Annotated in this window: 20 protein-coding genes and 2 pseudogenes; 16 read left to right on the top strand and 6 right to left on the bottom strand. The window is 67.8% G+C overall.

Features of this window, described 5'->3' with window-relative positions; all coding sequences use genetic code 11:
- Nucleotides 1–134: 134 nt before the first annotated feature.
- Complete coding sequence (locus V6M51_RS17020; protein WP_305584673.1) at nucleotides 135–473, bottom strand: P-II family nitrogen regulator; 339 nt, start codon at nucleotides 471–473, stop codon at nucleotides 135–137.
- A gap of 390 nt (nucleotides 474–863) precedes the next feature.
- Between V6M51_RS17020 and V6M51_RS17015 the strand changes: the two genes are divergently transcribed.
- The 6 genes from V6M51_RS17015 to V6M51_RS16990 all read left to right on the top strand — a co-directional run bounded on the left by V6M51_RS17015 (nucleotide 864) and on the right by V6M51_RS16990 (nucleotide 8,647).
- Nucleotides 864–1,982 (top strand): fasciclin domain-containing protein, encoded by a 1,119-nt coding sequence (locus V6M51_RS17015; RefSeq protein ID WP_332769057.1) that lies wholly within the window; start codon nucleotides 864–866, stop codon nucleotides 1,980–1,982.
- Between the two features lie 80 nt (nucleotides 1,983–2,062).
- On the top strand, nucleotides 2,063–2,410 hold the full coding sequence (locus tag V6M51_RS17010; RefSeq protein WP_332769055.1) for a hypothetical protein: 348 nt from the start codon (nucleotides 2,063–2,065) through the stop codon (nucleotides 2,408–2,410).
- 81 nt (nucleotides 2,411–2,491) lie between these two features.
- Nucleotides 2,492–3,394: a glycine--tRNA ligase subunit alpha gene (locus V6M51_RS17005; RefSeq protein WP_332769053.1), complete on the top strand. Its 903-nt coding sequence runs from the start codon at nucleotides 2,492–2,494 to the stop codon at nucleotides 3,392–3,394.
- Nucleotides 3,394–5,670: a glycine--tRNA ligase subunit beta gene (glyS, locus tag V6M51_RS17000; RefSeq protein ID WP_332769052.1), complete on the top strand. Its 2,277-nt coding sequence runs from the start codon at nucleotides 3,394–3,396 to the stop codon at nucleotides 5,668–5,670. The genes V6M51_RS17005 and glyS overlap by 1 nt, the downstream gene beginning before the upstream one ends.
- A gap of 14 nt (nucleotides 5,671–5,684) precedes the next feature.
- Nucleotides 5,685–8,381: a pyruvate, phosphate dikinase gene (gene ppdK, locus V6M51_RS16995; protein ID WP_332769050.1), complete on the top strand. Its 2,697-nt coding sequence runs from the start codon at nucleotides 5,685–5,687 to the stop codon at nucleotides 8,379–8,381.
- On the top strand, nucleotides 8,378–8,647 hold the full coding sequence (locus V6M51_RS16990) for a hypothetical protein (RefSeq protein WP_332769048.1): 270 nt from the start codon (nucleotides 8,378–8,380) through the stop codon (nucleotides 8,645–8,647). Before ppdK ends, V6M51_RS16990 begins: the two co-directional genes overlap by 4 nt.
- A 167-nt stretch (nucleotides 8,648–8,814) precedes the next feature.
- Here the strand turns inward: V6M51_RS16990 and V6M51_RS16985 are convergent, their stop codons facing one another.
- Nucleotides 8,815–9,183, bottom strand: coding sequence for a RidA family protein (locus V6M51_RS16985; RefSeq protein WP_332769047.1), 369 nt, complete (start codon nucleotides 9,181–9,183; stop codon nucleotides 8,815–8,817).
- A gap of 157 nt (nucleotides 9,184–9,340) precedes the next feature.
- Here V6M51_RS16985 and V6M51_RS16980 point away from each other — a divergent pair, with 157 nt between their 5' ends.
- Entirely contained in the window at nucleotides 9,341–10,375 is a 1,035-nt protein-coding gene (locus tag V6M51_RS16980; RefSeq protein ID WP_332769045.1) for a mechanosensitive ion channel family protein, read from the top strand.
- Nucleotides 10,376–10,450: 75 nt separating this feature from the next.
- Here the strand turns inward: V6M51_RS16980 and V6M51_RS23925 are convergent.
- A pseudogene (locus tag V6M51_RS23925) lies at nucleotides 10,451–10,555 on the bottom strand (PEPxxWA-CTERM sorting domain-containing protein); the annotation flags it as partial.
- Between the two features lie 1,255 nt (nucleotides 10,556–11,810).
- Here V6M51_RS23925 and V6M51_RS16970 point away from each other — a divergent pair.
- Nucleotides 11,811–12,389 (top strand): annotated as a pseudogene (locus V6M51_RS16970) (cistern family PEP-CTERM protein); the annotation flags it as partial.
- 155 nt (nucleotides 12,390–12,544) lie between these two features.
- A complete protein-coding gene (locus V6M51_RS16965) occupies nucleotides 12,545–13,738 on the top strand; it encodes a M48 family metallopeptidase (protein ID WP_332769042.1) in 1,194 nt (397 codons plus the stop codon).
- Here V6M51_RS16965 and V6M51_RS16960 read toward each other — a convergent pair.
- On the bottom strand, nucleotides 13,735–14,274 hold the full coding sequence (locus V6M51_RS16960) for a GNAT family N-acetyltransferase (protein ID WP_332769041.1): 540 nt from the start codon (nucleotides 14,272–14,274) through the stop codon (nucleotides 13,735–13,737). The two genes, V6M51_RS16965 and V6M51_RS16960, sit on opposite strands and share 4 nt — an antisense overlap.
- Nucleotides 14,275–15,390: a beta-ketoacyl-ACP synthase III gene (locus tag V6M51_RS16955; protein ID WP_332769040.1), complete on the bottom strand. Its 1,116-nt coding sequence runs from the start codon at nucleotides 15,388–15,390 to the stop codon at nucleotides 14,275–14,277. It abuts the gene before it with no gap.
- A gap of 224 nt (nucleotides 15,391–15,614) precedes the next feature.
- Here V6M51_RS16955 and V6M51_RS16950 point away from each other — a divergent pair, with 224 nt between their 5' ends.
- The 5 genes from V6M51_RS16950 to V6M51_RS16930 all read left to right on the top strand — a co-directional run bounded on the left by V6M51_RS16950 (nucleotide 15,615) and on the right by V6M51_RS16930 (nucleotide 21,786).
- Nucleotides 15,615–16,154, top strand: a complete 540-nt coding sequence (locus V6M51_RS16950; RefSeq protein WP_332769039.1) for a porin family protein — start codon at nucleotides 15,615–15,617, stop codon at nucleotides 16,152–16,154.
- Nucleotides 16,155–16,452: 298 nt separating this feature from the next.
- Nucleotides 16,453–19,272 (top strand): TonB-dependent receptor domain-containing protein, encoded by a 2,820-nt coding sequence (locus tag V6M51_RS16945; protein ID WP_332769038.1) that lies wholly within the window; start codon nucleotides 16,453–16,455, stop codon nucleotides 19,270–19,272.
- 124 nt (nucleotides 19,273–19,396) lie between these two features.
- Nucleotides 19,397–19,792: a YciI family protein gene (locus V6M51_RS16940; RefSeq protein WP_332769037.1), complete on the top strand. Its 396-nt coding sequence runs from the start codon at nucleotides 19,397–19,399 to the stop codon at nucleotides 19,790–19,792.
- Nucleotides 19,789–21,045, top strand: a complete 1,257-nt coding sequence (locus V6M51_RS16935; protein ID WP_332769036.1) for an RNA polymerase sigma factor — start codon at nucleotides 19,789–19,791, stop codon at nucleotides 21,043–21,045. The genes V6M51_RS16940 and V6M51_RS16935 overlap by 4 nt, the downstream gene beginning before the upstream one ends.
- 90 nt (nucleotides 21,046–21,135) lie before the next feature.
- On the top strand, nucleotides 21,136–21,786 hold the full coding sequence (locus tag V6M51_RS16930) for a glutathione S-transferase family protein (RefSeq protein ID WP_332769035.1): 651 nt from the start codon (nucleotides 21,136–21,138) through the stop codon (nucleotides 21,784–21,786).
- Between the two features lie 4 nt (nucleotides 21,787–21,790).
- Here the strand turns inward: V6M51_RS16930 and V6M51_RS16925 are convergent, their stop codons facing one another.
- Nucleotides 21,791–22,045: a helix-turn-helix domain-containing protein gene (locus V6M51_RS16925; RefSeq protein WP_332769034.1), complete on the bottom strand. Its 255-nt coding sequence runs from the start codon at nucleotides 22,043–22,045 to the stop codon at nucleotides 21,791–21,793.
- Nucleotides 22,046–22,361: 316 nt separating this feature from the next.
- Between V6M51_RS16925 and V6M51_RS16920 the strand changes: the two genes are divergently transcribed.
- Nucleotides 22,362–22,829, top strand: coding sequence for a MarR family winged helix-turn-helix transcriptional regulator (locus V6M51_RS16920; RefSeq protein WP_332769033.1), 468 nt, complete (start codon nucleotides 22,362–22,364; stop codon nucleotides 22,827–22,829).
- A 131-nt stretch (nucleotides 22,830–22,960) separates the two neighbouring features.
- Nucleotides 22,961–24,340, top strand: a complete 1,380-nt coding sequence (locus V6M51_RS16915) for an NAD(P)/FAD-dependent oxidoreductase (RefSeq protein ID WP_332769032.1) — start codon at nucleotides 22,961–22,963, stop codon at nucleotides 24,338–24,340.
- Nucleotides 24,341–24,491 lie beyond the last annotated feature (151 nt).

Raw genomic sequence — 24,491 nt, 5'->3', positions numbered from 1 at the left:
CGGCGTCCTGGGCGAAGGCCGCGGGCGCGAGCACGCCCCCGGCGATAATGGCTGCGAGCGCCAGGCCCGTCAGCTTGTGCAGTCCCGATGATTTCATTGTGGTGATCCCCATGTCCCGATGAGTTCGACGCGCCCTAGAGGGCGGCCGTGCCGGACTCTCCGGTCCGAATACGCACTGCGTCCTCGACGTTGAGGACGAAGATCTTGCCGTCGCCGATCTTGCCGGTGGCGGCCGCGGCCTTGATGGCCTCGACGGCCTTGCCGGCCGCGGCGTCGTCGACGACCGCCTCCAGCTTCACCTTGGGCACGAAGTTCACCTGGTACTCGGCGCCCCGGTAGATCTCCGTCTGCCCCTTCTGGCGGCCGTAGCCCTTAACTTCGGAGACCGTCAGCCCCTCGATGCCGGCGCCGACGAGCGCTTCGCGCACGTCGTCCAGCTTGAAGGGTTTGACGATCGCTATGATCAATTTCATCGCCTGCTCCCGCGCGGCCCAAGCCGAGACGCGCCAGTGGGTTGTTTTCCCGCGCCGTCGGCGAAACGCGGCTTGCACTCCCCCTCCGACAGCAAGGCGACGCTATCGATGGCGAGGGGCGGCGAGGGCGCTTGGTAACCTCTGGTCAAGGAAAAGGCCGCGCGAGCCTATTTGTTAGGCGCCGGCCAAGGTGTTTGCCTAAAAGTCAGGCGTATTGGGCTTCCAGGCGCCCGGTTTGCGACCCTCGACCGTTCGAATGAAGGCGACGCCGCGGCGCGCTCTCACGAAGCCGTGATCCCGGAAACTCCTGGACGCCCCACGCGTAGTGAGCCGCGACGGCCGGGTTCCCCCTGGCCCAGGGCGTGATCTCTCCAACCCCCAGAGGACCCGATGCATCTGACCCGATTCCTGACGACAGCCGCGGTCGCGGCGCTGCTGGCCGGCGCCGCGCAGGCCCAGGCCCCCGCCGCTCCGGCGACCAAGGCGCCAGCCCAGCCGCCCGCCGCCAGCACGCCGGCGCCTGACGCCGCCGCGCCGGGCGCCACGGCCGCAGCGAAGGTCACGGCGGCCGGCGATATCGTCGAAACGGCCAAGGCGTCGGGCCAGTTCACCACCTTCCTGAAGGCGGCCGAGGCGACCAATCTCACGGGCCTCTTGAAGAGCAACAAGAACCTGACGGTGTTCGCCCCCACCGACGCGGCCTTCGCGGCCCTGCCGGCCGGTGAGCTGGAAAAGCTGATGCTGCCCGAGAACAAGGCCCAGCTTCAGAAGCTGATGATCTATCACATCGTCAACGCGCCGGTGACCTCGGCCGACTTCAAGGGCGCGACGCGGAAGGCCGCCACCGTCGCCGGCCCCTCCGTCGAGCTTTCCGGCGGCGAAAAGCCGATGGTCAACGACGCCACCATCGTCCAGGCCGACATCGCCGCCAGCAACGGCATCCTCCACGTGGTCGACAAGGTGCTGACGCCGGGCGCAGTCTCCGCGACCGCCAGCGGCGCCGCGGCCTCAACCACCGCCCCGGAGACGCCCGCGACCCCGCCGGCCGCCGCCGCCAAGCCCAAGGCCGCGCCGCCGAAGGACAAGCTCGCCGCGTTGGAGGCCGTTCAGTGCCTGGCGCAGGACAACAAGGAGATGGCGCCGTCGCCGCTCCCGGCCACCGAACCGGAAGCCGACGCCAAGGCCGCGGTGAAGGACGAGGCCGCCACGCCGCCGCCCTCCGCCGACAAGGCCGGCGCCGACGCCGCGACCCAGGAGCAGGCTCCGCCGCCCGCCGCCGAACCGTCGCCGGCCCCCGAGGCGGTCCCTCCGACCGCCGACGCGACGACGCCTCCGGCCACCGACGCCGTCACGGCGCCGGCCGCAACACCAGGCGCCGACGCCTCGGCCGCGGTCACCGCGAGCACCACCACCGTCACCATGCAGCCGGTGGCCGACACGCCGGAGAACCGCGCCAAGTACAAGCCGCTCTCCAACGCCGGCAAGCGCAGCAAGGCGAAGGGGAACTAAGCCCGACCCGGCGCGCTAATTCGTCGGGCGGCCCGGAATGCGGGGGACCGGGCTTCATTCAGGACCCAGGAGTGAAGACCATGTATCTCAGGACCTTGCTTACCGCGGCCGCCGCGACGGCGTTTCTCGCTGGCGCGGCCCAGGCCCAGACGCCGCCGACCGACACCGCGAACCCTCCGATCTCGGCCGACGCCATGCCGTCGGCCATGAAGGACACCGCCGTCAATCCGCCGGCGGGCACGATGGTCGATCCAGGGACCAAGACGACGGAGGCCACCCCGGCCACGGCCGCTGCTGTCGACGTCTCGGCCACGGTCACCACCTCGGTGGTCACCAACGGCCCGGTCGCCGACACGCCGGAGAACCGCGCCAAGTACGGCCAACCGCTCTCCCGGGCCGGCAGGCGCACGGCCGCGCGCGGTAACTAGAGAGACGCTTCAAAGCCTTGTGGCGACGGTCGGCGGGCCCTATGGTCCGCCGACTTTTTTTGCGCCTGCGAAGTCCATTCGATGCCCACCCAAAAGCCGCTTTCGTTTCAGGGGCTTATCCTGAAACTGCATGATTATTGGAGCCGTCAGGGCTGCGTGATTCTGCAACCGCATGACGTCGAGGTGGGGGCCGGCACCCTGCACCCGGCCACGGTGCTGCGCGCTCTCGGCCCCAAGCCGTGGCGGGCGGCCTATGTCCAGCCCTCGCGGCGGCCGGGCGACGGCCGCTATGGCGAGAACCCCAACCGGCTGCAGCACTACTACCAGTACCAGGTGATCCTGAAGCCGAACCCGGACAATCTGCAGGAGCTCTATCTGGGCAGCCTGGAGGCCATCGGCCTCGACACCCGCCTGCACGATATCCGCTTCGTCGAGGACGACTGGGAGAACCCCACTGTCGGGGCCTGGGGCCTGGGCTGGGAAGTCTGGTGCGATGGGATGGAAGTCACCCAGTACACCTACTTCCAGCAGGTGGGCGGGCTCGACGTCTGGCCGGTGGCCGGCGAGCTGACCTACGGCCTGGAGCGCCTGGCCATGTACATCCAGAACGTCGACCACTTCACCCAGCTGGCGTTCAACGATCCGGACGGCCCCGAGCCGATGACCTATGGTGATGTCTTCCTGGAGAACGAGCGCCAGCAGTCGGAGGCCAACTTCCACCTCTATGACGTCGAGACCCTGAAGCGTCAGTTCGAGGACATGGAGACCCAGGTGCCGCGGCTGCTGGAGGGCAGGGGGCCCCAGGGCCAGCGCACCGTGCTGCCGGCCTATGACCATGTGCTGAAGGCCAGCCACCTGTTCAACCTGATGGACGCGCGGGGCGCCATCGCGGTGGCCGAGCGCCAGAGCTATATCGGCCGCATTCGCGACCTGACGAAGATGTGCGCCGAGGCCTGGGTGGCCAATGAAGGTGGGAACGCCTGATGCCCCAGCTTCTGATCGAACTGTTCTCGGAAGAGATTCCCGCGCGCATGCAGGCCCAGGCCGCGCGCGACTTCGAACGCATGGCCCGCGAGCACCTGGCCGCCGAGGGCCTGCTGCCGGAAGGCCTGAAGACCTTCGCCGGCGCGCGCCGTCTGACCCTGGTGGCCGAGGGCCTGCCGGCCGCCCAGGGCGACCGCCACGAGGACCTGAAGGGCCCCCGCGTCGGCTCCCCCGACCAGGCCATCGAGGGCTTCCTGCGCAAGGCGGGGATCAGCCGCGACAAGCTGGTGGAGAAGGACGGCCTGTGGTTCGCCCACATCCACCGCGCCGGGCGCCCGACCTCCGAGATCGTCGGCGAGATGGTCGACAAGATCGTTCGCAATTTCCCCTGGCCCAAGTCGATGACATGGGGCCGTGGGACCCTGCGCTGGGTGCGGCCGCTGAAGCGGATCGTCTGCCTGTTCGACGGCGAGGTGGTTTCCTTCACCATCGACGGGATCGCCAGCGGCGACGTCACCGAGGGCCACCGCTTCATGGGCTCGGGCAAGCCCTTCAAGGTGAAGGACTTCGACTCCTACCGCGACAAGCTGGCGGCCCACTTCGTCATCCTCGATCCCGAGGAGCGCAAGGACAGGATCATGGACGGCGCGCGCACCGTCTGCTTCGCGCGCAACCTGGAACTTGTCGAGGACGAGGGCCTGCTGGCCGAGGTGGCGGGCCTGGCCGAATGGCCGACCCCGATCCTGGGCGACATGGACCCCGCCTTCCTGGACCTGCCGCCCGAGGTGATCCGCACCTCCATGCGCACCCACCAGAAGTACTTCGCCGTGCGCGACCCGCGGTCGGGCAAGCTCGCGCCGCACTTCCTGACCGTGGCCAATATCGAGGCGGCCGACGGCGGCAAGGAGATCGCGCGCGGCAACGGCAAGGTTCTGTCGGCCCGGCTGAACGACGCCCGCTTCTTCTGGGATGAGGATCGCAAGACCGGGCTGGAAGATCGTCTGCCCAAGCTGAACGGCGTCACCTTCCACGCCAAGCTGGGCACGCTGGGCGAACGGGTCGAGCGGCTGGAGATGCTGGCCAGGGACATCGCCCCGCGCGTCGGCGCCGACGTCGGCAAGGCGGTGCTGGCCGCGCGGCTCAGCAAGGCCGACCTGACCACCGCCATGGTCGGTGAGTTCCCCGAACTGCAGGGCCTGATGGGCGCCTACTACGCCCGCGAGGAGAAGCTCAGCGCCATCGTCGCCGACGCCATCCGCGATCACTACCGGCCGATCGGCGCCACCGATGAGGCGCCTGACACCCCGGTGACCATGGCCGTGGCCCTGGCCGAGAAGCTCGACACCCTCACGGCCTTCTTCGCCATCGACGAGAAGCCCACCGGCTCGCGCGACCCCTACGCCCTGCGCCGCGCGGCGCTCGGCGTGATCCGCATCCTGCTGCAGTCCGAGGTCCGCGCGCCGATCCGCCAACTGGTCGGCGACTGGTATCACGCGCTGAAGTGCTTCGTGGATCCCGGGCGGGCCCTCTACGTCTCCACCCGCCGCACCACCGGCTATCTGGGCGCGCTCGCTCGCTCGCCCTCGCGGGTGTTCGAGGTCTATGTCGACGAGTTCGAGGACGCCCTGCTCGAGGGCAAGCCCTATGTGGTGGCCGCGGCCGAGGACTTCGACATCCGCTTCGACCGCTCGGCCCCGGCCGGCGATCCGCCCGAGGGCGTGGTGGCCTATGAGTTCCGCCCCTATCCGGTGGTGGCCGACGAGGTGCTGGAATTCCTGGCCGACCGCCTGAAGGTGGTGCTGCGCGACCAGGGCAAGCGCCACGATCTCGTGGACGCGGTCTTCGCGCTCGGCGACGACGACCTGGTGCGCATCGTCGCCAAGGTCCAGGCCCTGGATTCCTTCCTGACGACCGAGGACGGCGCGAACCTGCTGGCCGGCTACAAGCGGGCCGGCAACATCCTGCGCGCCGAGGAGAAGAAGGGGCCGCTGCCCGCGGGTCCGGCCATCCCCGTCGCCACGGCTCCAGCCCAGGAGGGCGGCCTGATCAAGGCGCTCGACCAGGTCGAACCCCTGGTGGCCCGCGCGTTGCACGACGAGGACTTTTCCGCCGCCATGCGGGCCCTCTCGGGACTGCGCGGACCGGTGGACGCCTTCTTCGAGGGTGTATTAGTGAATTCTGAGATAGCAGCGGAACGCGAGAACCGCTTGCGGCTTCTGGCTCAAGTTCGAGACCTGATGGGACGGGTCGCGGATTTCAGCCAAATCAACGGCTAAGGAGGACTACAAGGATGTCGACCGAAACGCTGACCAAGTCGCGCTGGGTCTATTCCTTTGGCGGAGGCGGGGCCGACGGCGACGCCTCCATGAAGAACCTGCTGGGGGGCAAGGGGGCGAACCTCGCCGAGATGTCTTCCCTGGGCCTGCCGGTCCCGCCGGGCTTCACCATCACCACCGAGGCCTGCGTCCATTACTACGCCAATGAGCGCCAGTATCCCGCCGACCTGAAGGACCAGGTCGCCATCGGCCTGGCGACGGTCGAGAAGCTGACCGGCAAGGTGTTCGGCGATCCTTCCAACCCGCTGCTCGTGTCGGTGCGCTCGGGCGCCCGCGCCTCGATGCCGGGCATGATGGACACGGTGCTGAACCTCGGCCTCAACGACGAGACCGTGGCGGGCCTGGCCAAGCTGTCGGGCGACAAGCGCTTCGCCTTCGACAGCTATCGCCGCTTCATCCAGATGTATTCCAATGTGGTCCTCGACCTGGACCACCACATGTTCGAGGAGATCCTCGACGAGCATAAGGAGCGCCTCGACGTCACCGTCGACACGGCGCTCACCGCCGAGGACTGGGAAAAGGTCGTCGCCGACTACAAGGCCGCCGTCGAGCAGGAGCGGGGCGAGCCCTTCCCGCAGGACCCCCACGCCCAGCTCTGGGGCGCGGTCGGCGCCGTGTTCGCCAGCTGGATGAACGACCGGGCCAAGTTCTATCGCCGCATGCACGACATCCCGGAGAGCTGGGGCACGGCGGTCAATGTCCAGTCGATGGTGTTCGGCAATATGGGCGACAGCTCCGCCACGGGCGTCGCCTTCACCCGCAACCCGTCCACCGGCGAGGCCCGCCTCTATGGCGAGTTCCTGATCAACGCCCAGGGCGAGGACGTGGTGGCCGGCATCCGCACCCCCCAGGCGCTCACCAAGATCGCCCGCGAGGAGATGGGCGAGAAGTCGCTCTCCATGGAAGAGGCGCTGCCCGAGGTCTTCGTCCAGTTCAAGGCGGTCGTCGAGAAGCTGGAACACCACTATCGCGACATGCAGGACATCGAGTTCACGGTGGAGAAGGGGCGCCTCTACATGCTCCAGACCCGCAACGGCAAGCGCACCGCCAAGGCGGCGCTGAAGGTTGCGGTCGATCTCGCCAGCGAGGGCCTGATCACCCAGGAAGAGGCGATCATGCGGGTCGAGCCCGCCAGCCTCGACCAGCTGCTGCACCCGACCATCGACCCGGCCAGCCCGCGCGATGTGATCACCACCGGCCTGCCGGCCTCGCCGGGCGCGGCCACCGGCAAGATCGTGTTCAACTCCGACGAGGCTGAGCGTCTCGGCTCGGCGGGCGAGGCGGTCATCCTGGTCCGCGACGAGACCAGCCCTGAGGACATCCACGGCATGCACGCGGCCAAGGGTATCGTCACCGCCCGCGGCGGCATGACCAGCCACGCCGCCGTGGTCGCCCGCGGCATGGGCCGGCCCTGCGTGTCCGGCGCCGGCGAACTGCAGATCGACGGCAAGGCCGGCGAGTTCCGCGTCCGCGGCCGCACCTTCAAGGCCGGCGAGATCATCACCGTCGACGGCTCCCGGGGCGAGATCCTGGCCGGCGCCGTGCAGATGATCGAGCCCGAGCTGACCGGCGACTTCGCCACCCTGATGGTCTGGGCCGACAAGGCCCGGCGCCTGAAGGTCCGCGCCAACGCCGAGACCCCGCTGGACGCCCGCACCGCCCGCCAGTTCGGCGCCGAGGGCATCGGCCTCTGCCGCACCGAGCACATGTTCTTCGACGAGGACCGCATCGCCGCCGTGCGCGAGATGATCCTGGCCGACGACGAGAAGGGCCGCCGCGTGGCCCTGGCCAAGATCCTGCCCATGCAGCGTAACGACTTCGTCGAGCTGTTCACGATCATGGAGGGCTTGCCGGTCACCATCCGGCTGCTCGACCCGCCGCTGCACGAGTTCCTGCCCCACACCGAGGCCGACCTCGAGAGCCTGGCCAAGGCCAGCGGCATCGACGCCGTCAAGCTGATGCGCCGCGCCAAGGAGCTGCACGAGACCAACCCCATGCTGGGCCACCGCGGCTGCCGCCTGGGCGTCTCCTATCCCGAGATCTACGAGATGCAGGTCCGGGCCATTTTCGAGGCGGCCTGCGAGATCGCCGAGAGCGGCAAGACCGCGCCGATCCCGGAGATCATGCATCCCCTGGTCGCCAAGGGCGAGGAGATGAAGTTCCTCCGCATCCTTACCGACAAGACCGCCCAGGCGGTGATGAAGGAACGCGGCCGCGAGGTCGCCTACCAGGTCGGCACCATGATCGAGCTGCCGCGCGCCGCCATCCGCGCCGGGGACCTGGCGGAGAACGCCGAGTTCTTCTCCTTCGGCACCAACGACCTGACCCAGACCACCTTCGGCATCAGCCGCGATGACTCGGGCCGGTTCCTCAACGCCTATCTGGAGAAGGGGATCTTCGAAAAGGACCCCTTCGTCAGCATCGACCAGGAAGGCGTTGGCGACCTGATCCGCATCGCCGTGGAGCGCGGCCGCGCCGCGCGTCCCGACGTCAAGCTCGGCATCTGCGGCGAGCACGGCGGCGATCCGGCCTCCATCGAGTTCTGCGAGAAGGTCGGCCTCGACTATGTGAGCTGCTCGCCCTTCCGCGTTCCGATCGCCAGGCTCGCGGCGGCCCAGGCGGCGGTCGGCGGGATGGAGAAGGACAGATGAACCGGGTCACGGTCATCCCCGAACGGACGCGCGTCCTCGTCTCGCCGCGGGCCACGCCCGCTGGGGCGATCGGTCTCGGCGCCATGGGCAGCCTGATGCTGGGGGCCATGGCCTTCGGCGCCCTGGCGGTCGGCGCCATCGCCATCGGCACCCTGGCCATCGGCAAGGTCGGGATCGGGCGGGCCAAGATCAAGAAGCTCGAGATCGACGAACTGACCGTGCGCCGCCTGACGGTCCTCGACGACGGCGAACCCAAGCGGTTCTAGGGATAGCATCAGCCGGGTCGCGTGAAAGGTCGCGCGAGCCTTTGCCCGGAGGAGACGCGTCAGCGTACCTATTCAACACGAAGACCACAAAGACCACGAAGGGAGCCAGACGAGCCCGCTTCTTCGTGGTCTTTGTGGTCTTCGTGTCCAAATGCCGCCTGCGGCGTCTAAGCCGCCGCCACGGCCTCGATCTCCAGCAGCCAGGCCTCGTCGTATATCCCGGTGATGATCACCGTCAGCGCCGGGGTGCGGTCCTGCAGCACCTCATGGCGGATGCGCATGTTCTCGTCGCGATAGAGCCGGTCGGACAGGAAGATCGTGACCTTGACCAGGTTGTCGAGGGTCATGCCGCCCGCCGCCAGCTGGCGCTCCACATTGGCCCAAGCCAGCCGGCACTGGTCGCCGAAGGTCTGCGGCACGCCGCCGTCGCGATCGGCCGGGACCTGGCCGCTGACGAACAGCCAGCGCGTGGCGCCCTCGACCTCGAAGGCCTGGGCGTAGGAGGTCTGCGTCGGGTCGATCGCTCGGGTTCGCACTTGCCGACATCCTCCGTTGAGGCCACCAAGGAAGCCCGAGCCAGGAAGAGATGTCCATGACCGATACGCTGCGCGCCGCCCCCGAAAAGACCGTCCGCGAGCGCCCCTATTTCGACCGGCGGGACGTCCGGGCTCAACTGGGCGTGGGGTAGGGGCGATGGGCGGGGACCTGGCCGCGGACTTCTACCGGCTGACCAGCTTCGAACTGGTGCGGCTGGGCAAGACGGCGATCACGGTGGGCAGCCTGGCCGCCGCCGTGGTGATCGTCATCGCGGCCTTGATCGCCGCGCGGCTGGTCTCGGCCTTCTTCCGGCGAGTGCGCGGGCGGGTGAGCGAGGCCGCGCCCTCGATCTACATCTTCGAGAAGCTGGCCGCCTACGGGGTGGTGGTGTTCGGGGTGATCGCCGCCTTCTCGACGCTGGGCCTCGACCTGTCGTCCTTCGCCCTGTTCGCGGGCGCGCTCGGCGTCGGCTTGGGCTTCGGCATGCAGGGGGTGGTCAAGGAGTTGATCTCCGGCCTGGTCCTGCTGTTCGACCGCCTGGTGCGCATCGGTGACTATATCGAGTTGCAGACCGGAGAGCGCGGGGTGGTGGCCGAGATCGGGCCCCGCGCCACGCGCATCCGCAACAATGACGATCTGGACGTTCTGATCCCCAATTCGCGGCTCATCGAACAGCCGGTGACCAACTGGACGCACCAGAACGGCACCCGCCGGATGCATGTCCCCTTCGTCGTTGCCTACGGGACCGACAAGGAGGCCGTGCGTGAGGCCGTGTTGAAGGCCGCCCACGAGGTGCCCTTCACCCTCAAGGACACCGGGGCGCGCAAGACGCAGGTCTGGCTGGTGGGTTTTGGGCCGAGCGGTCTCAATTTCGAGCTGGTGGTCTGGCCCACCGTCGAGGCGGTGAAGCGCCCCAACGCCGCCCATGCCGCCTATACCTGGGCCATCGAGGACGCCCTGCGTGGCGGCGGATTCGAGATTCCGCTGCCGCAGCAGGAACTCCGCGTCCGCGCCCTGTTCGGCGAGCAGGGAGAGGCGGCCCGCCGCACCCTGGGCCTGCAGGCCGACGGCCTCGGGGAGGCCTTGCCGGAGGTCCATGCCTCGGTGAACGATGCGGCCGAAGACCTGGTGCGCGGCGCCGAGCAGGACGAGGACGATCCGCTTCAGGTCAAACCGCGCCCGGAGGCCTGACGGCAGCGCCAGGTTCCAGACAGCAAAACGCCGCCGACCAGGGGTCGGCGGCGTAATGTTGTTCGGTTCGCGCGCTTAGATGGCGGCGAGGGCCATCTTGCGGCGGTTGCTGCGGAGCATGGAGCCGGCCGCGCCGAAGCCGATGATCATCATCGCCCAAGTCGCCGGTTCCGGAACCACGCCGCCCGTCTGATACAGAACGGCCGAGGAGCCGCCGTTCAGGTCGAGCTTGAAGGTGTCCAGGTTGTTCGCGGTCAGCTTGAAGAAGCCCGTGCCCGCGAAGCTGCCGCCGCCGCCCTTGTGGATGCCGATATAGGTCGTGCCGTTCAGCAGGGAGGCGAAGTCGTAGGTATGCCCGTCCGGGCCGGGAGTCAGGAGCTTGGTCGCCTCGACAGAGGCCCAGTCGCCATCCCAGACGAAGCCGATGAGGGCCAGGGCGTCTTTTTGGTCCTGGATATCGCTGGCGGTGCCGCTCAGGAGATTCGAGTTTCCGTCGGTGCCGGTGAACCAGCCGCTGCAGAGATCGGCGACCGGATCGATGTCGCCGACGTCGCAGGCGCCGGAAATGGTCATTGCGCTCGCCGGAGCCGCGGCGGCCATCCCGAAGGCCATCGTCGCGGCCGCGGCCGCCATCATCACGTTAAGCTTCATTGTCACTAACCCCTAAATCTCAAGTGCCCCGAGCGACCTGTCGAGCCGAGAGTCCCCACGCCCCGCCCATTCGGCATTCGCTCCATTGGGTTCATATAAAATTTACCGGGTAGTGCCCGCAACGAAATTCCCCAAATGCGTGTCATTTCAAGGGGTTGTTATGAATAATTAGGATTTTGAAGGTTAATTTTTGCCGTTCCTTAGCGGCGAAGCGGCGTTTCGTCTCAAGAGTTATAGTGAGCGACGGGCGACGGGATTTCCCACACACGTGCCCGGTCTCCAGCAATCGCGATCAAGCGACCGGCCGCGCTGTTGATCGTGGTGATCTGTCGGCGGTCAATTCCAAGCAATTCGAATGACACCTACAGGGTGTGAGGTTGTGCGACTGGCTGTATGCGATTTTAGGTGGATCTATCGACGCGGGGGGTCGCAAGCAGTTGGCCGCAATTATGAGTAATTAGATTTTCAAGCACGCTTTTGTGGTCTTCAGACGTGGCATCTAAACCCTGAATTGAGAGTAATCGCGCCTCACCATTTTGTGCGAATAGAACAAATGGTTGCCTTGGAAATTCACTTGCAACCCGCCGTGGTCGGTGTCTGATGGATGAATGCGGCCAGCAAAACGCTGGTTACTTATTTTCTCACATGGGCTAACTGTGGGGGACCAGTCAGCCCGCAAAGAGAGGGCTATCGGATGAAAAGGCATCTAGCGTCGGCGATCATTGGGGCCGCCTGCCTCGTGGCCATGCCGGCCTCGGCGGCCGTCGTCTTGTCGTGGAACAGCGCCGACACCGGCGTCACCCAGGGCTCCGACTTCAACGGTATTGTGGGTGGCTCGGTGCTCGCCGGCCTGACCGCCCATGTGGACTACACACTGCAGTCGGTTTCCGGCAATGACTGGACGTTCGGCTATGCCGTGGAGAACACGTCCAGCGCGCCGGTCACGGCGTCACGCGTCTCGATCTTCGGCTTCGACGTCACCCCTGACATTTCGGGGGGAAGCTCGACAGGCGTGTATGACAACTTCACCGCCGACGGCAACGTGCCGCAGATCGGCTTCCGCGAGGCCTGCTTCTCGCAGGTGAACTGCGCGGGCGGCGCCGGCGCAGGGGCGCTCCTCGGTCAGACCCTGTTCGGCACCTTCACCCTGACCTTCGCCTCGGCGCAGACCGACCTGTCGCTCGAAAACCTGTTCGTGCGCTACCAGTCGATCGACGCGCCCGGGATCAACGGCGGTTCGGGCACTGGCGTGCCGCCGGGCACGCCGATCCCGGAACCGGCGACCTGGGCGATGATGATCATCGGCTTCGGGGCGATTGGGACGATGCTTCGCAGCCAGCGGCGGAGGTTTGTCGCGGCTTGATCCAAACCAGCGACCTCTAGACAAAACGCCGCCGGCCACAATGCCGGCGGCGTTTTCGCGTTCAGCCCCGTCGTGTGGCGACCTAACCGAGTTTTCACCTGACAAGCGGCGCCATCTCTGACCTCCTCCGCTCGGGTAGTTTGGGGGAGGGGCGCATGGCCCAGGGATTCGATCCGGCCGCCGCGACCGCGGCCTATCTGGCGCAGCTGTCGCCCGAGGCGCACGCCAAGGCCACGGCCTATACCCAGGGCGGCCACTGGCTGCTGCTCTGGGGCGCCCTGGTCGCCATCCTGGTGGCCTGGCTGGTGCTGAAGTCGGGCGTCCTGGTGCGCATCCGCGAGAAGGTTGAGAGCCGCAGGGCGCGGCCCTGGCTCGCCGTCTTTGCCGTGGTGGCCGCGGACTCTCTGATCGAGACCCTGCTCAGCCTGCCCTGGAGTGTCTACAGCGACTGGTGGCGGGAGACCGCCTACGGCCTCACCAGCCAGGCCTTCGGGGGATGGTTGGCCGAATTCGTGCTGATGGCGGTGATCTCCACCGTGCTCGTGGTCCTGCTGGTCGCCGGCCTCTACGCCCTGATGCGCCGGGCTCCCAGGACCTGGTGGGCCTGGGGCGGCGGCCTGGTGGCGGTGTTCTTCGTGATCGTCATGGTGCTGGCCCCGGTGTTCATCCAGCCGCTGCTCAACGATTACCAGGAGGCCCCGCCCGGACCGGTCCGCGACACGGTGGTGGCGATGGCGCAGGCCAATGGCGTGCCGTCCGACAAGATCTACATCTATGACGGCTCCAAGCAGTCCAACCGCTACACGGCCAATGTCTCGGGCATGTTCGGCACGGCCCGGATCGCCATGAGCGACGTTATGTTCAACAAGGGCGCGGACATCGCCGAGGTGCGCGGCGTGGTCGGCCACGAGATGGGCCACTATGTCCACTTCCACGCCCTCTGGATCGCCGGGACCTACGGCCTGTTGGCTCTCATGGGCTTCTTCCTGGTCGACCGGCTGTTCCCGCGGGTCCTGCGGCTCACCGGCGCCAAGGGGATCCAAGGCCTCTCCGACCCGGCCGGGTTCCCGGTGATCGGGATCATCCTGGCGGGACTGAGCCTGGTCTCCACGCCGCTGTTCGTCACGGTCATCCGCCAGGCGGAGGTTGACGCTGACCGCTACTCCCTGGAGCACGTCAACGAGCCGGATGGGCTGGCCAAGGCCCTGGTCAAGACCATCGAGTACCGCGCCGCCAGCCCCTCCAAGCTGGAGGAGATCCTGTTCTACGACCACCCGGCGGTGGGCAATCGCGTGCGCATGGCCATGGACTGGAAAGCCGCCCAGGCGACGACCGACGCCGTGCGCTAGGCGTCGAGAGCCATGACGTAGCGATCGGCGCCGTCCTCGGCCTCGCCGGTGGCGCTCAGGCCCAGGCGTTCCGCCAGCCGGACGGAGGCGAGGTTGGCCGGTTCGACGAAGGCCTCGACCTCAACCGCGCCCGGGCGTTGACGCAGCCAGTTGACCGCCAGGACCGCCGCCTCGGTCATCAGGCCCTGGCCCCAGTATTCCGGGCGCACGTGGTAGGCGAGCTCGGAGCAGGCGCCCAGGGCGTTGAAGCCGATGGCGCCCACGAAGCTGCGGTCGTCGCGCGTCAGCATCGCCCAGCGGAACCGCGCGCCGCGCGCCGCGCCGTGCGCGAAGAAGGCGATGATCTTGTCGCTGTCTTCCGGCGCCTGGGCCGGCAGGCGGATCGGACGGCCCTCGAGGTCGCGGGCCCCGCCCGAGTATTCGCAGACCTCGGGGCGCGACCACAGGGCGAACATGCCGGCCGAATGGGCGCTCGACAGCGGCTCCAGGATCAGGCGTTGCGACCGCAGCGTCGGAACGGCGAGGGGCGGCGCCATCTACCGCTTGCGCACGAACACGGTCCCCGCCGAATAGCCCGCCCCGAACGAGCAGATCAGCCCGGTCTCGCCACTGGCGAAGTCCTCGCTGGCCTTGTGAAAGGCGATGATCGAGCCGGCCGAGGAGGTGTTGGCGTATTCGTCCAGGATGATGACGTTCTCGCCGGGCGCGGGCTCGCGGCCCAGGACGCGTTTGCCGATCATCTCGTTCATGTTGATGTTGGCCTGGTGCAGCCAGAGGCGCTTCAGCCCCTTGGGGTCGACGCCCAGGTCCGCGGCGTGCTGGAGGATCATCTCGGCCACCATCGGCACCACCTCGCGGAACACCTTGCGGCCCTCCTGCACGAACAGCTTGTCGGTCGCGCCGATCCCCTCGGGCGCCGCGCGGTTGAGGAAGCCGAAATTGTTGCGGATGTTGTTGGAGAACACCGTCTTCAGGCGCGTGCCCAGGATCTCCCACCCATCCGTGGCGTCCTCGGCCCGCTCCACGATCACCGCCGTGGCCACGTCGCCGAAGATGAAGTGGCTGTCGCGGTCGCGGAAGTTCAGGTGGCCCGAGCAGATCTCCGGATTGACCATCAGCACCGCGCGGGCCGAGCCGGAGGCCACGAAGTCGGCCGCCGTCTTGATCCCGAAGGTGGCCGAGGAGCAGGCGACGTTCATATCGAAGGCGAAGCCCTCGATCCCGAGCGCCTGCTGCACCTCGATGGCCATGGCCGGATAGGCCCGCTGCATGTTGGACGCCGCGCAGATCACCGCGTCGATCTGGGAAGGGTCCTTTCCCCAGCGCGCGAGGGCCTCACGGGCCGCGGCCACGGCGATTTCCGCCAGCACCGAGATCTCGTCGTTCGGCCGCTCAGGGATCACCGGACGCATGACGTCGGGGTCGACCAGGCCGGACTTGTCGATCACGAACCGCGACTTGATGCCCGAGGCCTTCTCGATGAATTCGGGCGAGGAATGGGTCAGGGCCGGGGTCTCGCCGGCGGCGATGGCGGCGGCGTTGGCCGCGTTGAAGCGGTCCACATAGGCGTTGAAGGTCTCGACCAGCTCGGTGTTCGAGAGGCTGTGCGGCGGGGTGTAGAGCCCGGTGGCCGCGATCACGGCGTGATGCAAAATGGTCTTCTCCGACGTCGCGCTCCTTGTCGCCGGTATGCCGGCGGGCGCTTGCGGGGCAAGTGATAGCACGCCTTCACGCTAGGTCAGCGGCCTTGTGGCCATAAGGTCACAACCGCGAATGGTCTTGGCAAAACCGGCGAACCGGCCTTTTCCGGCCGCGTTTGCACCCCACCTAACGACCCGGCTGGGGAGCTTGAGTGTAGTAAGTACGGAGTAACAATATGAAGTCTCTCGCAACCGCCGCGGCCTTCGCCGCGATCGCCGCAGCCGCCCTCCCCATGGCGGCCCAGGCCCAGGACCTCGGCCCGACCACCTTCTACGGTTCGGCTGGCTACAGCCACGCCGACCTCGACGACGTGAAGCTCGGCGCCATCACCGGCCGGGTCGGCGCCCGCTTCGGCCAGTATCTGGGCGTCGAAGGTGAAGCCGGCTTCGGCGTGAAGGACGACACCGTCCGCGTCGGCGCCACCAATGTCGACGTCGAGCTGAAGAACAGCTTCGCCGTCTACGGCGTCGGCTTCCTGCCGGTCGCCCCCAACGCCGACCTCTATGCTCGCGTCGGCTACGGCACGACCGAGATCAAGGCGTCCGCGCCGGGCGCCTCGGCCAGCGCCGACGGCGACAGCTGGAACTATGGCGTCGGCGGCCAGTACTTCCTGGACGAAAAGAACGGCGTCCGCGCCGACTACACCCGTTACGATTTCCGTGACGGCGACGGCGACGCCGACGTCTGGTCGGTGGGCTACGTCCGCAAATTCTAAGACTCTGGAGCGCCCCTCTCCCGCGACGGGAGAGGGGATCGCTTGGGTTGCGAAACCACCAAAACCTTCCCCGAGACTGCTGGACGAGTGCAATTTTATGCGCTCGCGGGCCATATCCGTCGAACAACTTGACAGTTTTGCGACGCGCCCCCCATCCTCCGGCGAGTAACTACGGCATTACCAAATCAATCAAAGAAGGCGCTCTCACTAGCGCTCGCCGTTAGGACTGCGCCTCGCACCTGGGGAGGTGATCATGAAGCGCCTAACGGGAGGCTTGGCCTCTCTAGCCGTCACAGCTATGGCCGCAACGCCGCAGGCGGCGGCAGCCCAGGCCAGGGACCAGGGCACGGCCGTCGAGGAAATCGTCGTCACCGGCTCGCGGATCCGGACCAGTCCGCTGGACCAGGCCCAGCCGATCGTCCAGATCGACCAGGAGGCCATCGCCAAGACGGGCCTCACCTCCACCGCCGACGTCCTGCAGCGGATCCCCTCGGCGGGCGGCGGTCTCAATTCCAAGTTCAACAACTCCGGCAACTTCGGCAATCCGCCGGATGGCGGCGGGGTCGGCGCCGGGTCGGCCGAAATCGACCTGCGCTATCTGAGCTCGCGCCGGGTCCTGGTGCTGGTCGACGGCCTGCGCTGGGTCAGCGGCGCGGCGGCTTCCGGCGTGCCGGGCTCCGTCGACCTCAACACCATCCCGACCGGCATGATCGGGCGGGTCGAGGTGCTGCAGGAAGGCGCCTCGCCGATCTACGGCTCCGACGCCATCGCCGGGGTGGTCAACATCATCACCAAGGATCGCCAGGAGGGTCTGCAGGCCACGGCCAATTTCGGCGGCTATGGCGACGGCGACGGCTTCAGCCAGGACTACACGGTCTCCTGGGGCGTCAATCAGGACAACCTGCGGGTGGTCGTCGGAGGCGGCTATTTCAAGCAGGACCCGGTCTATGCCGCCGACCGCGACATCTCGCGGTTCCCCAGCCCGTTCGCCACCTCCTGCCTGGGCGGCGGATGCAGCTCCGGCACCCCGCTCGGCCGCTTCATCATCAGCGACCCGAACACCGGCCAGGATCTCGACATGACCCTGAAGGCGGCGCTGTCGCCGGGGGTTCGGCCGACCTACATCCCCGGCGACCCCACCGGGGCCGCCGGCAGCTACAAGCCCTTCGCCACCATCGATCGCTTCAACTTCCAGCCCTACAACTACATCGTCACCCCGTCCGAGCGCCTCAGCCTGTTCGGAAACCTGACCCAGGAGTTCAGCGACAGCCTTCGCCTGCGGGTGCGCGGCAGCTATGTGGAACGCAAGTCCGCCAACCAGGCCGCGCCCCTGCCGCTGTTCGTCGGCCCGGACGCCGGCAACGGCAACCTGCTCGACACCATCGCGGTCGACGCCACCAATCCCTTCAATCCGTTCGGTTTCTCCTTGCAGCCGGGCACCTACGCCTTCATCGGCCGCCGCCTGGTGGAGAACGGGCCGCGCCACTATGAGCAGACCGTCAACACCTGGAACATCACCACCACCCTGGCCGGCGAGATTCCGCTGGGATCCAGGACCTGGTTCTGGGACGCCAACTATGTCTGGTCGCGCAACCGCGCCGAGCAGACCTTCACCGGCAACGTCAACGCCCAGCGCGTGCAGCAGGCGCTAGGTCCGCTCGCCGGCTGCACCGGCTCCTGCGTGCCGCTCAACATCTTCGGGGGGGCGGGGACCATCACCCCGGCGATGCTGAACTTCATCGCCTTCACCCAGCAGGACGTCTCGCAGCAGGAACTGCGGGACTTCAGCGCCAACCTGACCGGCGACCTGTTCGACCTGCCGGCGGGGGCCCTGGCCTTCGCCGCCGGATATGAGCACCGCGAGACCGAGGGCTTCTTCCAGCCCGACCCCCTGGTGGTCGCCGGGCTCTCCTCCGACATACCGGCCCAGCCGGCCCGGGGCTCGATCACCATCGACGAGTTCTACGGCGAGGTGCGCGTGCCGCTGCTGGCGGACATGCCCATGTTCCACAAGCTGGACGTCTCCCTGGCCGGCCGCTGGTTCGACTATTCGACCTCGGGCAAGGACGCCACCTACAAGGCGGGCCTCACCTGGAAGCCGGTCGAAGACGTGCTGCTGCGCGCGTCCTGGGGCGAGGGCTTCCGGGCCCCGGCCATCGGCGAGCTGTTCGGCACCGCCTCGCGGTTCGACCAGGAGGTGGTCGACCCCTGTTCGGACATGCTCAACCTGCAGCCCGGCGGCCCGCCCGCCGCCAGCGCCACGGTGCAGGCCAACTGCATCGCCCGCGGCGTACCGGCCAACGGCAGCTACGTGCAGCTCAACCCGCAGGTCTCGGTGATCACCAGCGGCAACCGCAACCTGGCTCCGGAGACCAGCGAGAGCGAAAACTACAGCTTCGTCTGGGAGCCCAGCGCGCTGAAGGGCGCCAGCTGGGCCAATGGCGGCTCGATCGAGGTGGTCTATTCCAAGATCGAGCTCGACCAGGCGATCCAGGCCCAGAACGGCCAGAGCCTGCTGGACCGCTGCGCCCAGACGGCCGACGCGGTGGCCTGCGCCACCATCACCCGCACCGCCTCGGGCCAGGTGGCCGCGATCTCCAACCCGCTGATCAATATCGGCGGCATCAAGACCCGCGCCGTCGACGTGAACCTCAACTACACCTCGCCGGAGACCAGCGTCGGGACCTTCGGCCTGCGCTGGTACACCACCTTCCTGCTGGAGTTCACCGAGTTCGTCCCGACCTCCACCGGCCTGGCGCCGGTCGAGCGCGAGGGCACGGAGAAGGGCAGCCCGGACCAGGCCTATCCCAAGACCAAGTCGACCCTGATGCTGGACTGGGACCGCGGCGAATGGGGCGCGACGGCGGCCCTGCGCCACATCTCCTCGATCGACGAGACCACCGTGGTCAACAAGCTCGGCGCCCGGACCTATGTCGACGCCCAGGTGCGCTGGGAGCCGGCCTTCCTCGACGAGCGGGTCACCCTGGCGGCCGGGGTCAACAACCTGTTCGAGAAGGACCCGCCGGGCTGCGTCAGCTGCGGCCTGAACAACTACGATCCCAACGCCTATGACGCCCCGGGCCGCTTCTTCTACATGCGGCTCAGCTACCGCCAATAGTCGGCGACTTTCGTGGGGAGCGGGGCGGCGGAGGGGGCGACCCTTCCGCCGCCTCGCTTTTTCTTGGAGCGTCCTTGTCGGCGCCAGCCATCCTCGGCCGTCCTTCGGGAAACGAGGCGGTCGGATGCGCTACGCGATACTTTGCTACAGTTGCGAGGACGCCGTCGGGGCCTGGACCCTGGAAGAGGAAAGGGCTGTCATGGGAAGACTGGCCGTCGTTGAGGGCAGGCTCATGAGGGAAGGGCGGCTCGGTCCCACCGCGCGCCTGTTGCCCACGACCTCGGCCACCACCCTGCGCAAGAGCCGTAAGAACGTCGTGCTGGACGGCCCCTTCGCCGAGACCAAGGAACAGTTGCTCGGCTTCTACGTGGTCGACTGCGTCGACCTCGAACAGGCCATCGAGACCGCCCTGGAGCTCGCCGGGGCCAACCCATCCGGCGGCGCCTATGAGATCCGGCCGATCGACACCATGAGCCTGAACCTGCCCCAGACGCTTCTGCTTCAGAAGCCCCTCCCATGAGCGATATCGGCTGGATCGACGCGGCGCTGACCTCCGCCCGGCCCCAGGCCATGGGCGCCCTGCTGCGCTATTTCCGCGACCTGGACACCGCCGAGGAGGCATTCCAGGACGCCTGCCTGCGGGCGCTGAAGTCCTGGCCGGGGAACGGACCGCCCCGCGACCCGGCCGCCTGGCTGATCCTGGTGGGGCGCAACTCCGGCATCGACGCCGCGCGTCGCCGCAACAAGCAGACCGAGCTGCCCGACGAGGCGGCGATTTCCGACCTCGAGGACGCCGAGGCGGACATGGCCGAGCGCCTGGACGGCGCCCATTATCGCGACGACATCCTGCGGCTGCTGTTCATCTGCTGCCATCCGGACCTGCCGGCCACCCAGCAGATCGCCGTGGCCCTGCGCATCGTCTCGGGCCTGTCGGTGCGCCAGGTCGCCCGCGCCTTCCTCGTGAGCGAGAGCGCCATGGAGCAGCGGATCACCCGCGCCAAGGGCCGCATCGCCAAGGCCGGGGTAGCCTTCGAGAACCCGACGCCGGACGAGCGCGCCGCGCGGCTGACAGCGGTGGCGGCGATGATCTACTTGGTGTTCAACGAGGGCTATTCGGCCGCTGGCGGCGACGAGGCCGAACGCCGCGCCCCGCTCTGCGACGAGGCGATCCGCCTGGCCCGCCTGCTGCTGCGGCTCTTCCCCTCGGACCCGGAGATCATGGGGCTGACGGCGCTGATGTTGCTGCAGCACGCCCGCGTCGCCGCCCGCTTCGACGCCGAGGGCATGGCGGTCCTGCTGGCCGATCAGGATCGCTCCCGGTGGAATTCCCGCCATATCGCCGAGGGCCTGGCCTTGATCGACAAGGCCATCCGCCACCGCACCCCCGGCCCCTACCAGGTCCAGGCCGCCATCGCCGCCTTGCACGCCCGCGCCGCCAAGGCCGAAGACACCGACTGGGCTCAGATCGACCTGCTGTACGCCACCCTGGAAGTGCTGACGCCCTCGCCGGTGGTCACCCTCAACCGCGCCGTGGCGGTCTCCAAGGTGGCCGGGCCGCAGGCGGCCCTGGAGATGATCGAGCCCCTGGCCACGCGGCTGTCGGGCTATTTCCACTATTTCGGCCTCAAGGGCGCGCTGCTCAAGCAGCTCGGCCGCAACGGCGAGGCCCGCACCGCCTTCGACCAGGCCATCTCGCTCGCCCACACCGCCGCCGAAGCCGCCCACATCCGCCTGCACCTGGACCAGCTCACCGAGGGCGCGGATCGGGTTTAGGCGGGCGGGTCCGCGAGAAAAGACTCGAGCGCATGTCGTGAGGCCGACCGGTCGTTCGTCCTGGGGATACGAAGAGCCCGGAGAGAGAATATGAGCCCCACCATCACCGCCTTCAAAAGCTCACCCGATCGCGGCAGGGGACTGGCGCGTGACATGCGCGTTCGCTGGGCGTTCGAAGAAGCCGGCCAGGCCTACGACGTTCGCCTGGTCACATTCGCTGAGATGAAGGAGCCCGCGCATCTGGCGCTTCATCCCTTCGGGCAGATCCCAACCTATGAAGACGGCGGCCTCGCGCTCTTCGAGTCCGGCGCCATCGTGTTCCATATCGCCGAGCGCCATGCGGGCCTGCTGCCGGACGAGGCGAACGCCCGGGCGCGCGCCATCACATGGATGTTCGCCGCGCTCAGCACGGTGGAGCCGCCGATCGTGGATCGGTCAATGGCGACGCTCGTGGACCGCGGCAAGAGCTGGTACGAGGAACGCCTGCCTATTCTCGATGGTCGCGTGCGCGCCCGACTGGGCGAACTTTCCAATCGCCTTGGCGACGCCGACTGGCTCGACGGTGCGTTCAGCGCCGGCGACCTGATGATGGTGTCGGTGCTGCAGAGGTTGGGCGGATCGGGCCTTGTGGACGAATATCCGAACCTCGCCGCCTATATTACCCGCGCCGAAGCGCGGCCCGCCTACAAGCGCGCGTTCGACGCGCAATACGCGGTCTTCATCGCCGCCTCGAGCGGCTGATAGCCTAGACCCTCCGCGACACGGCGTTGAACCGCTGCCGGTACTCGCCCGGCGTCGCGTTCAGGCGTCGCAGGAAGGCTCGGTGCAGGGCGTCCAAGCTGCCGAATCCGGCCCGCTCCGCCGCCCGCGCCAGGGGCCAGTCCGAGGTCTCCAGTAGGGCCTTGGCGCGGTCCACCCGCGCCAGCTCGACGAAGGCGGCGTGGGTCCGGACGCTCAGGGCGCCTGACGGGGTCGGCCCAGAACTCGCCGCCACCAACATCCATCGGCGCCTCAACCGCTTCGGGCTCGTTGCGGTCGTTCGGGATGTCCACTCTGGGCACCTTGCACAGCGAGCTCGGGTTCGAGAGCCAGGCGCCGCCCAATGACGGAACCTGACTCCAAGGCGAAGTTCGGAAGGTCCGCTTCGTGGTCAAGCGTCGCAAAACCAGCAGGCGACAAAGGTCCACTAGACCCGCGCTCAGGCCTCCTTCTGCTTCCGCCGCCCTTGACGGCCGGATATATACGGATATTTGTACAAATGTGCGTAGAATTGCGAGGGCGACATGGCGAGTTTAAGTGAGGCCCCCCTTCGCAGGGTGTTTCTGGGCAATTCGATCGATCAGCTGTCGGCGCAGATCGTCGAGCAGGCCCAACAAGTCTTGCGCGAAGCGGGGGTCGAGCTTTCCACCCGGGCCGCACCTATCATCCTCATGCTGATGAAGCATGGGCCGATGACTGCGGCGGACGTGGCCAAGGCGCTGAACCAGGCGCACCAGCTGGTGACCCACCATGTCGATGCCCTCGTGTCTCTCAAGATCGTCGCGCGCGTAAGCGACCCGCACGATGCGCGGCGCAAGCTCCTGAAGATCACTCCGAAGGGCTATACCCAGCTGGTCAAGCTCAAGGAGATCCTCGACCTGATCGAGGTGGCCTACGAGGACATGTTCGACAAGCTCGGCTGCGACCTCGCGGCCAAGGTGCTGGAAGCCTCCGGAGAACTCAGCCGCTCGCCGCTCGCGGAGCGCATCGCGACCGTGCAGTTGGCCCGCACCGACAGCAGCTAGGCCCGGGGCGCCATCGACGACAGGTCTTCAGGCGCGGCCTCCTGCTCATCGCTGACGCGGCGCCTCATCTGACAAAGCCAGTTCTGAAATGACCCCGTGGCCCCTCGGCGCGGCGGCGGGTGGGGGTTTGCATGACGCACGCGGTGATCATCGGCGCAGGGCTTGGGGGGTTGGCGTGCGCGCTCTTCCTGGCGCGGCGCGGCCATGAGGTCGATCTGTTCGAGCGCGACGGCGATGACCCGCCTGCCGACCCACCATCGGCGTTCGCGTCCTGGACTCGGCGCGGCCTGCCCCAGGCGCGGCAGGGCCACGGCTTCCTGGGCCTCTCGAGCGAAGTGCTCAAGACCGAAGCGCCGGATGTGCTCGATCGCCTTGTCGAGGCGGGCGCGTCGGTGATCGACATGACGAACCACCCCCTGCCGCAGGTGAAGCTGCTCGCGGTCCGGCGGCTCGTCTATGAGGCCGTGCTTCGACAGGCGGTCGCCGCCGAGACCCGCGTCCGGATCCATCGCGGCGCCACGGTGGACGGCCTGATCGCTGAGCCCGGAAGCTCCCCGCCGCGCGTCATCGGCCTGCGCACCGCCGCGGGACAGGACTGCCGGGGCGATCTGGTTATCGACGCCTCCGGACGCTGGACCAAGGGCGCGGAATGGCTGGCGGCTGTGGGGGCGCGGCCGTGGCGCGACGACGTTAGCGAAACCCCGTTCGTCTATGTGACCCGCCACTACAGGCTGAAGGCGGGCGAAGTGTTCCCGGTCCCGCTGGTCGCCTCCAGCGTCGACCTCTCCTACGGCGGCGCAACGACCTTCAAGGGCGACGACGGCGCGTTCGCCATGGCCTTCCTCACCTCGACCTTCGACCCGTATCGCGGCGCGCTGACCAAAGCCGACCGCTTCCACGCGGTGATGGAGGCCATCCCGGCCATGGCGGCCTGGACGTCGATCGCGACGCCGATCAACGAGCCCCTGGCGCTGGGGCGCATCGACAATCGTTTGCGGAGCCTGGTCGACGGCGAGGGCCCGGTGGCGAGCGGCTATGTGTTGCTGGGCGACGCGGCGATGCACACCAACCCGGTGTTCGCGCGCGGCGTCTCGCTGGCCTATGCGCAAGCCCGGCAGCTGGCTGCGACGATCGAGCAACAGCCGGCCGATCCTTTGGGCTACGCGGTCGCCTTTGAAGCCTGGACTCGCGAGCATATCAACGTCTGGTATCCGGGCTCGGTCCAGGCCGACCTCAGCAAGGCCGCGCAGATGGCGCGGTCCTGCCGGGGCGAGGACGCACCGGCGGGTCCCATGGCCGCGGTCGGCAACGCCATGTGGGCCCTGGCCATCAATGACCCGGATCTTGCGCGCCGGTGGGCCCGCCTCAACCACTTGCTCGATCCGCCCGCCAAGCTGTTCGGCGATCCGATGGTGATGTCGCGCGTCCAGCCCTACGTGGCGGGCCATCAGGGCCTTGTCCCGGACGATGCGCTGTCCCGGGGTGACTTCGAGGCGATCGTGACGGCCTGACGATCCCTCTCCCTGCCTGTCATTCCCGGACTTTCTGGTCACCAACACCTGTCTCGGTGGCCCGCTTCGCGGCCTGGTCCGAACGTCAGCTCCTGGCGCATCCCAGTCGTCTGGATCGCGGGCTTGGACGACGCGCAGACCGGTCCTCCAA

The sequence above is a fragment of the Phenylobacterium sp. genome, assembly GCF_036677185.1.
Classification (GTDB): Bacteria; Pseudomonadota; Alphaproteobacteria; order Caulobacterales; family Caulobacteraceae; genus Phenylobacterium.
The sequence above is the reverse complement of the archived record's forward strand: the minus strand, read 5'-3'. Positions and strand labels throughout refer to the sequence as shown.

What these genes read in the sequence shown, in the direction of transcription:
- V6M51_RS17020 (WP_305584673.1), bottom strand. Translation starts at nt 473, where the DNA reads ATGAAATTGATCATAGCGATCGTCAAACCCTTCAAGCTGGACGACGTG.
- V6M51_RS17015 (WP_332769057.1), top strand. Translation starts at nt 864, where the DNA reads ATGCATCTGACCCGATTCCTGACGACAGCCGCGGTCGCGGCGCTGCTG.
- V6M51_RS17010 (WP_332769055.1), top strand. Translation starts at nt 2,063, where the DNA reads ATGTATCTCAGGACCTTGCTTACCGCGGCCGCCGCGACGGCGTTTCTC.
- V6M51_RS17005 (WP_332769053.1), top strand. Translation starts at nt 2,492, where the DNA reads ATGCCCACCCAAAAGCCGCTTTCGTTTCAGGGGCTTATCCTGAAACTG.
- glyS (WP_332769052.1), top strand. Translation starts at nt 3,394, where the DNA reads ATGCCCCAGCTTCTGATCGAACTGTTCTCGGAAGAGATTCCCGCGCGC.
- ppdK (WP_332769050.1), top strand. Translation starts at nt 5,685, where the DNA reads ATGTCGACCGAAACGCTGACCAAGTCGCGCTGGGTCTATTCCTTTGGC.
- V6M51_RS16990 (WP_332769048.1), top strand. Translation starts at nt 8,378, where the DNA reads ATGAACCGGGTCACGGTCATCCCCGAACGGACGCGCGTCCTCGTCTCG.
- V6M51_RS16980 (WP_332769045.1), top strand. Translation starts at nt 9,341, where the DNA reads ATGGGCGGGGACCTGGCCGCGGACTTCTACCGGCTGACCAGCTTCGAA.
- V6M51_RS16965 (WP_332769042.1), top strand. Translation starts at nt 12,545, where the DNA reads ATGGCCCAGGGATTCGATCCGGCCGCCGCGACCGCGGCCTATCTGGCG.
- V6M51_RS16960 (WP_332769041.1), bottom strand. Translation starts at nt 14,274, where the DNA reads ATGGCGCCGCCCCTCGCCGTTCCGACGCTGCGGTCGCAACGCCTGATC.
- V6M51_RS16950 (WP_332769039.1), top strand. Translation starts at nt 15,615, where the DNA reads ATGAAGTCTCTCGCAACCGCCGCGGCCTTCGCCGCGATCGCCGCAGCC.
- V6M51_RS16945 (WP_332769038.1), top strand. Translation starts at nt 16,453, where the DNA reads ATGGCCGCAACGCCGCAGGCGGCGGCAGCCCAGGCCAGGGACCAGGGC.
- V6M51_RS16940 (WP_332769037.1), top strand. Translation starts at nt 19,397, where the DNA reads ATGCGCTACGCGATACTTTGCTACAGTTGCGAGGACGCCGTCGGGGCC.
- V6M51_RS16935 (WP_332769036.1), top strand. Translation starts at nt 19,789, where the DNA reads ATGAGCGATATCGGCTGGATCGACGCGGCGCTGACCTCCGCCCGGCCC.
- V6M51_RS16930 (WP_332769035.1), top strand. Translation starts at nt 21,136, where the DNA reads ATGAGCCCCACCATCACCGCCTTCAAAAGCTCACCCGATCGCGGCAGG.
- V6M51_RS16925 (WP_332769034.1), bottom strand. Translation starts at nt 22,045, where the DNA reads ATGTTGGTGGCGGCGAGTTCTGGGCCGACCCCGTCAGGCGCCCTGAGC.
- V6M51_RS16915 (WP_332769032.1), top strand. Translation starts at nt 22,961, where the DNA reads ATGACGCACGCGGTGATCATCGGCGCAGGGCTTGGGGGGTTGGCGTGC.